The 6649-nt window shown below is 61.4% G+C and carries 5 protein-coding genes; 4 read left to right on the top strand and 1 reads right to left on the bottom strand.

Annotated elements, in window-relative coordinates; all coding sequences use genetic code 11:
• Positions 1-246: 246 nt before the first annotated feature.
• Positions 247-768, bottom strand: coding sequence for an acyloxyacyl hydrolase (locus IEX41_RS21275; RefSeq protein WP_188792221.1), 522 nt, complete (start codon positions 766-768; stop codon positions 247-249).
• A 205-nt stretch (positions 769-973) separates the two neighbouring features.
• Here IEX41_RS21275 and pheT point away from each other — a divergent pair, with 205 nt between their 5' ends.
• From pheT to IEX41_RS21255, 4 genes are all read left to right on the top strand, one after another.
• Positions 974-3370, top strand: coding sequence for a phenylalanine--tRNA ligase subunit beta (gene pheT, locus IEX41_RS21270; protein WP_188792220.1), 2397 nt, complete (start codon positions 974-976; stop codon positions 3368-3370).
• A 1005-nt stretch (positions 3371-4375) separates the two neighbouring features.
• Positions 4376-5419 carry a replication initiator protein A gene (locus IEX41_RS21265; RefSeq protein ID WP_229673437.1) on the top strand — a complete coding sequence of 348 codons (1044 nt, stop codon included), beginning with the start codon at positions 4376-4378 and terminating at the stop codon, positions 5417-5419.
• 111 nt (positions 5420-5530) lie between these two features.
• Positions 5531-6187, top strand: a complete 657-nt coding sequence (locus tag IEX41_RS21260; RefSeq protein WP_188792219.1) for a ParA family protein — start codon at positions 5531-5533, stop codon at positions 6185-6187.
• On the top strand, positions 6187-6426 hold the full coding sequence (locus IEX41_RS21255) for a hypothetical protein (protein WP_188792218.1): 240 nt from the start codon (positions 6187-6189) through the stop codon (positions 6424-6426). The genes IEX41_RS21260 and IEX41_RS21255 overlap by 1 nt, the downstream gene beginning before the upstream one ends.
• Positions 6427-6649: the final 223 nt, after the last annotated feature.

Here is a 6649-nt window from a genome sequence, read left to right as displayed (position 1 = left end):
AGGTCCGTCTCAGCGGCCCATCCAGCGTCCCGTCAGCACCTCAGCGCCGCCGGTGAAGGGGCTTCTACGGTTACACCAACCGACTCGCAACCCCTTTTTTCAAGAAAACGACACAGACCTACGATTCCGCCCAAGCGGTGACGCAAGGTACTGCACTCGAAGGCTGAAACGCCCTGTCCCGGCCTTGGTTCCGGGCGGATTTGCAGCCTGTAATTCCGCAAGTTGCGGATTTGCCGCCAGCGCCGCTCAGCGCAGGGGCATCGATACCTTGAACTGCACCGTCTCGATGCCGGGGTTCTCGTCGTAGATGCCCGCGTTCGAACGGTGATCGTAGCTGAGCGCATAGCGCCAGCCGTTGCGGGCCTCGTAGCCGAACTCGATCCCCGACCGGAACTCGACCGGACCGCCCAGGTCGAAGGAGTCACCTGCCGCGTAAAGTCCCGGCATGGCGTGCAGTTCCGTATAGAACGGGCTCTTGCCGAAGGGCATGTCCCAGGTCAGGCCATAGCCGACCCAGGCGCCGCTTTCCTCGCCGAGCGACAGGCCGACCGCCTGGCCGAACGGGCCGACACCACGGGCAAGATCGTAGCGCAGGTAGATTTCGGCACCCTCGTCGGCGCGGCGGGCGATCGAGCTGCCTGCCGAGAAGGACAGCCGCGGGGTGTTCTCGGTCGGGCCGAGGCAGCCGGTCGCGGTGCCGCAGTAATTCGCGCCCATGTCGGTAAGCCCGGCAATCAGCATCAGGGCTGCGAAGGTTCCATCGGCCATAACGATCTCCTCTAGCGTCGGCACAGCAATGACCGGGATCCCCCCGTGTGTCCAGCCTGCCCACCCGGGGACCCCAAGATGGCACGAGAGGGGTGGCATGCAGGCCGCCACCGGCGGCAATGTGGTCACAGCGCCTCCCTTTCCCGCCGTGCCGCTATGCGCTAAGCCGCAGGCCTCAAGGAAACCAAGAGCGGGCGCTTCTCCGATGAAATTCACGCTGTCCTGGCTGAAAGACCACCTCGCCACCGACGCTTCGGTAGATGACATCGCCGAAGCCCTGACCGATCTCGGCCTTGAAGTGGAAGGGGTGGAAAACCCCGGCGACATGTTCGCGCGCTTCTCCATCGGCAAGGTGACCCGCGCGGAAAAGCATCCCGACGCGGACAAGCTGCGGGTCTGCACCGTGGCCACCGGCACCGGCGAGACGCAGATCATCTGCGGCGCGCCCAACGCCCGCGAAGGCATCACCGTGGTGGTGGCAAGCCCCGGCACCTACGTGCCCGGCATCGACACCACCATCCAGGTGGGCAAGATCCGCGGCATCGAGAGCCATGGCATGATGTGTTCGGAGCGCGAGCTCGAGCTCTCGGAAGAACATGACGGCATCATCGAGCTGCCCTCGGGCGCGGTGGGCGAAAGCTTTGCCGACTGGCTTGCCGCCAATGACGCGGCCAAGATCGACCCGGTGATCGAGATCGCCATCACCCCCAACCGCCCCGATGCGCTTGGCGTCGAGGGGATCGCGCGCGATCTCGCGGCGCGGGGTCTTGGTACGCTGAAGCCGATCACGCCGGTGACCGTGCCCGGCAGCTTTGCCTGCCCGATTTCGGTGACCATCGAGGACAGTGCGAAAGACGGCTGCCCGGTGTTCTACGGCCGGGTGATCCGGGGCGTGACCAACGGGCCATCGCCGCAATGGCTGCAGGACCGGCTGAAGGCCATCGGACTGCGCCCGATCAGCTTCCTTGTGGACGTGACCAACTTCTTCACCTTCGACCGCAACCGGCCGCTGCACGTCTTCGACGCGGCCAAGGTGAAGGGCAACCTGCGCGTCCACGCGGCGCAGGGCGGTGAGACGCTGGAGGCGCTGGACGAGCGGACCTACACGCTGCAGCCCGGCATGATCGCAATTTCCGACGATGCAGGCATCGAAAGCCTTGGCGGCATCATGGGCGGCGAGGTCACCGGCTGCGACGAGACCACCACCGATGTCTTCATCGAGGCGGCTTATTTTGACACGGTGCGCACCGCCTATACGGGCCGTGCGCTCAAGATCAATTCCGACGCGCGCTACCGGTTCGAGCGCGGCATCGACCCTGCTTCCGCGGAGCAGGGCATCGAGGCGGCGACCCGCATGATCCTCGACATCGCCGGCGGCGAGGCCTCTGAGGTGATCGTCGCGGGCGAGGCACCGGACGTGGCGCGCAGCTACCGGCTCGATACCGACCGCGTCGTGTCGCTCGTGGGGATGGAAATCCCGGCCGAGACCCAGCGCGCCACGCTCACCGCGCTTGGCTTTACACTGGAGGGCGACATGGCCCATGTCCCCAGCTGGCGCCCGGACGTGCTGGGTGGGGCGGATCTGGTGGAAGAGGTCGCCCGCGTTGCGTCACTGACCAAGCTCAAGGGCATCCCCATGCCGCGCCCCCGTGCCGGGGTCCCCGCGCCGATCCTGTCGCCGATGCAGAAGCGCGAGCAGGTGGCACGGCGCACCGTGGCAGAACTGGGCTACAACGAGTGCGTCACCTACAGCTTCATCGACAAGGCCTCGGCGACGCTGTTCGGCGGCGGCGACGATGGTACGATGCTGGCCAACCCGATCTCGGCAGACCTGTCGCACCTGCGCCCACAACTGCTGCCGGGCCTGCTTCAGGCGGCTGCGCGCAACCAAGCGCGCGGCTTTGCCGACGTTGCACTGTTCGAGGCCGGCGCTGCCTTCCATGGCGGTGAGCCTGGGGAGCAGCACGGCCAGGTCGCCGGGATCCTGGTGGGCCGTACAGGTCCGCGTGACGTGCATGGGGCGCAGCGCCCGGTGGACATCTATGACGCCAAGGCCGATGCCGAGGCGGTGCTGTCGGCCATGGGTGCTCCTGCCAAGATGCAGATCCTGCGTGGCGGCGAGAGCTGGTGGCATCCGGGCCGTCACGGCAGGCTCTGTCTCGGCCCCAAGAAGGTGCTTGGCGTGTTCGGTGAGATCCACCCCAAGATCCTCTCTGAGATGGGCGTGAAAGGCCCAGCGGTGGGCTTCGTACTCTACCCCGAACAGATCCCGCTGCCGCGCTCCAAGGGCGCATCGCGCCCGGCACTGGTGCTCAACGACCTGCAGGCGGTGGAGCGGGACTTTGCCTTCGTGGTGGAGGAGGGCGTGGCCGCGCTCGACCTCGTCAACGCCGCGGCAGGTGCCGACAAGGCGCTGATCGAGGAGGTACGGGTATTCGACGAGTTCATCGGCGGCAGCCTCGGCGAAGGACGCAAGTCGCTGGCGGTGACCGTGCGGCTTCAGCCCATCGGTGAGACGCTCAAGGAAAAGGACATCGAGGCGGTGTCCGCGAAGATCGTCGATAAGGTGACCAAGGCCACCGGCGGCACCCTGCGCGGCTGATACCGTCCGGACAGGACCATGAGACTGGCGGCGCCGGTGCAGTCCTGCACCAGCGCCGCTTTCATTCCGGCCATTCGCCCCGCAGGATCGTTCCCCATATTGCCCCTACGAAACCGCTTGTCAGACCACTGAAAACTCATGGCACTGGAAGGCGCGCCGTTATTCATCCTGGTTCTGACCCGGACCGCACGCCAAGTATCCCACCGATACTGACAAAGCCACATAATGATCATTATCGGACAGGCATGTCGTCCTTAAATGAAGGCCGGCTCCTTGCATGGTACAGTATTGAAGGTGGTCTCTTTCGAAGGCTGATCTCTCAGTTCACGGACAGCCTCTGCTCAGTGACGGGCCTCTAAAAGTGTCTGAAGCTCTTCAGCCAACTTATGTTACTCAGAGCGACCGGTACGGCCCTTCAAGGACCCTCTAGAGACTTTCTTTGAGAAAGGCTTGGGAAACCCCTCCTACTTCCTGACACGCCGTTCTCAGCCTTTCTGGAGCGCTCTGTGAGGCAGCTTCTGGAGCATGACAGGCGGTCAGCTGGCAGAAGTTGGCTTCTTGGGTTCAGACCTCTGCAGCTTAGCTTTGTCTGGGTAAGATCGTATGGCGAAGTGGGCTCACTGGATTTTAGATACCCTTCCACGATTTTAGGTACCGGTCTTTGCTGGTGAGGCTGGATTTCAGTGTCCCCGTTCAGCGCAATACACCGGATGTTCACCCTTTATTCACCCCTTTTGAACGGAAGCAAGGACGTTAAACGGCAAGTCCCGTGTGTTATATATGTGTTAAATAGGTGTTAAGCTGTGGATAAGTGTGAGCAAGAGTATGTTTTTAAACAGCTTTTGAGAACACCCGGTAACTAAAACCCCGAATCTTGGTAACTAAAACCCCGAATCTTGGTAACTAAAACCCCGAATCTCACCTTGGTACTTAAAACCCCGAATCTTGACAAAAGGGCACTAAAACCCCGAATAGGGGTTATGGACACTAAAACCCCGAACCCCGATGTCTGACGAAACGTCGAAATTCCCTGCACCCCTCCTGCCGGAGAGGCACCCGCAGCATGACCTGTTCATCTGCGATGTCGCCGATGCGATCCTCAAGGACATGATGGCGCACATGGAGCACCCCTTCTACTCGCTCTCGAAGAAGCCAGAGACAACGGTCAGGCGCTATGAGCACAACGGGAACTGGATCGAGATTACCCCGAGCGTCAAAGGGCTGGCGACGATCTACGACAAGGACATCCTGATATACTGCATTTCGCAGATCATGGCGAAGCTGAAGAGAAACGAGGAGGTGTCGCCGCGGGTCAGGATCAACTCCCGGGATCTTTTGGTATTCACGAACCGGGGAACCTCGGGCAAGGACTACACGGCCCTCGTCGCCGCCATCGATCGCCTGGCGGGAACGCGCATCAGCACAAACATCAAGACATCCGACGAAGAGCAGTACGACACCTTCGGCCTGATCGACACGGCTTCCATCCGCCGCAAGCATGGCCTCGACGGCAGGCTGCTGTGGTGTGAGGTGAAGCTCTCGGACTGGGTCTTCAACGCCATCCGGTCCCAAGAAGTCCTCACACTGCACAAGGACTATTTCCGCCTGCGCAAACCCATAGAGCGCCGGGTCTACGAGATCGCCCGCAAGCACTGCGGCTACCAGGATGCGTGGCGGATCAGCCTCCCTACCCTTCTCAAGAAGATGGGATCGCAAAGCCCCATGAAGCGGTTTCGCCAGATGATCCGGGACCTGGTCCACTATGACCACCTGCCCGACTACAGCGTCACGTTCGATGCGGACACGGACATGGTTACCTTCCGCAACCGGGGCTCCATGCTGAACACCGTGTCCGTCGAGACCTGGGAAGGTCATCTCGATGGCGATGCCCACATTGAGGCCAAGGCGGCGGCCCCCGGCTGGGACACCCACCTGCTGGAGCGAGAGTGGCGCACATGGCTGGGCGAGAACGAGATCGAACCCAAGCACCCTGCTCGGCATTTCGTGAAATTCTGCAGCAGCTGGTACGAGAAGAGAGGCCGCCCCTAACGGCACAGCAACCTCATGAAAGCATGAAACCATGTCTTCATGAAATCATGATTTCATGTTACCATGGGAACATGAGTTTCTATAAAATATAATAAAATCAGCGAGAAAGCCATGGGCTACATCATAGGAATGGTCTCTCAGAAAGGCGGGGCAGGGAAGTCGACCTTGGCCAGGCTCTTTGCGAGGGAGTTGGCCAAGGACGGGTTCTCGGTCAAGATCGCGGACCTCGACACCCAGCAGACCACATGCACGGACTGGGCCGCTGATCGCGCTGAAGCCCAGATCGAACCCGAGATTCAGGTCCAGCCCTTCGGCAACATCAAGACGGCCCTGGCCGAGGCGCCGCGGTTCGATGCGTACATCCTTGACGGGCGGCCGCACTCCTCTCAGCAGACGCTTGAGATCGCCAAGGCATCCGACCTGGTGGTCATCCCCACGGGGCAGACAAAAGACGATCTACGGCCTGCCGTGAAGCTGGCACACAGCCTTGCCGATGTGGGGATCAGCCCAGGCAAGATTGCCTTCGCTTTGGTGAAAACGACAAACAGCGACTCCGAGCTTCAGGCCGCACGCGCCTATCTCGAGCAGACGGACTATACGGCGCTCGAAGGCTTCGTTCCTGTCTCTACCGCGTATGGCAGCGCCCATGACGCCGGCAAGGCCATCACGGAGACATCATACCGAACCCTCAATGAAAAGGCCGAGAGGTTGGCACAATCGATCATCGACCACCTGGCGGCCCTGACCGCCGCAAAGGAGATTGCGTAATGGCGAACACATCGCTTCTGAAGAAGGGCGTGCCGCCGGCGCGAGAGACGGCACGAAGCGTCATCGAGGCCGACCCGCGACCAGCAGAGACCAAGAAGAAGCCACTTCAGGTCATGGTGCCGCCGGATATCTTCGATGCGTTCAGCGCAAGGGCAGGGGAGGAATTTGGATTCACCAAAGGTGCGAAATCCCAACTCTTCATGGCGATGTGGAAGGCATACTCTTCCATGAAACCGTGATATCATGAAACCATGGTTTCATGATATCACGGAAACACCAACCTGCCGCCCCTTGATATAGATAAGACCACGAAGGCGGCAGAAGATGCCGCGCTGTGTGATCTGCTTTTATTTGTCAGGGATTGCCAGCACTTGCGGCCCGCGGGCTTTGGGGCATGTGGGCTGTTGCTTCCGGTATGGTCTGCGATGACAGATGGGTACTGTGATCGTTGCAAGGCCGTGT

It is taken from the genome of Salipiger pallidus, assembly GCF_014643635.1.
Classification (GTDB): Bacteria; Pseudomonadota; Alphaproteobacteria; order Rhodobacterales; family Rhodobacteraceae; genus Salipiger; species Salipiger pallidus.
Note: the sequence above shows the minus strand (reverse complement) of the source record. Positions and strands in the feature narration are given on the sequence as shown.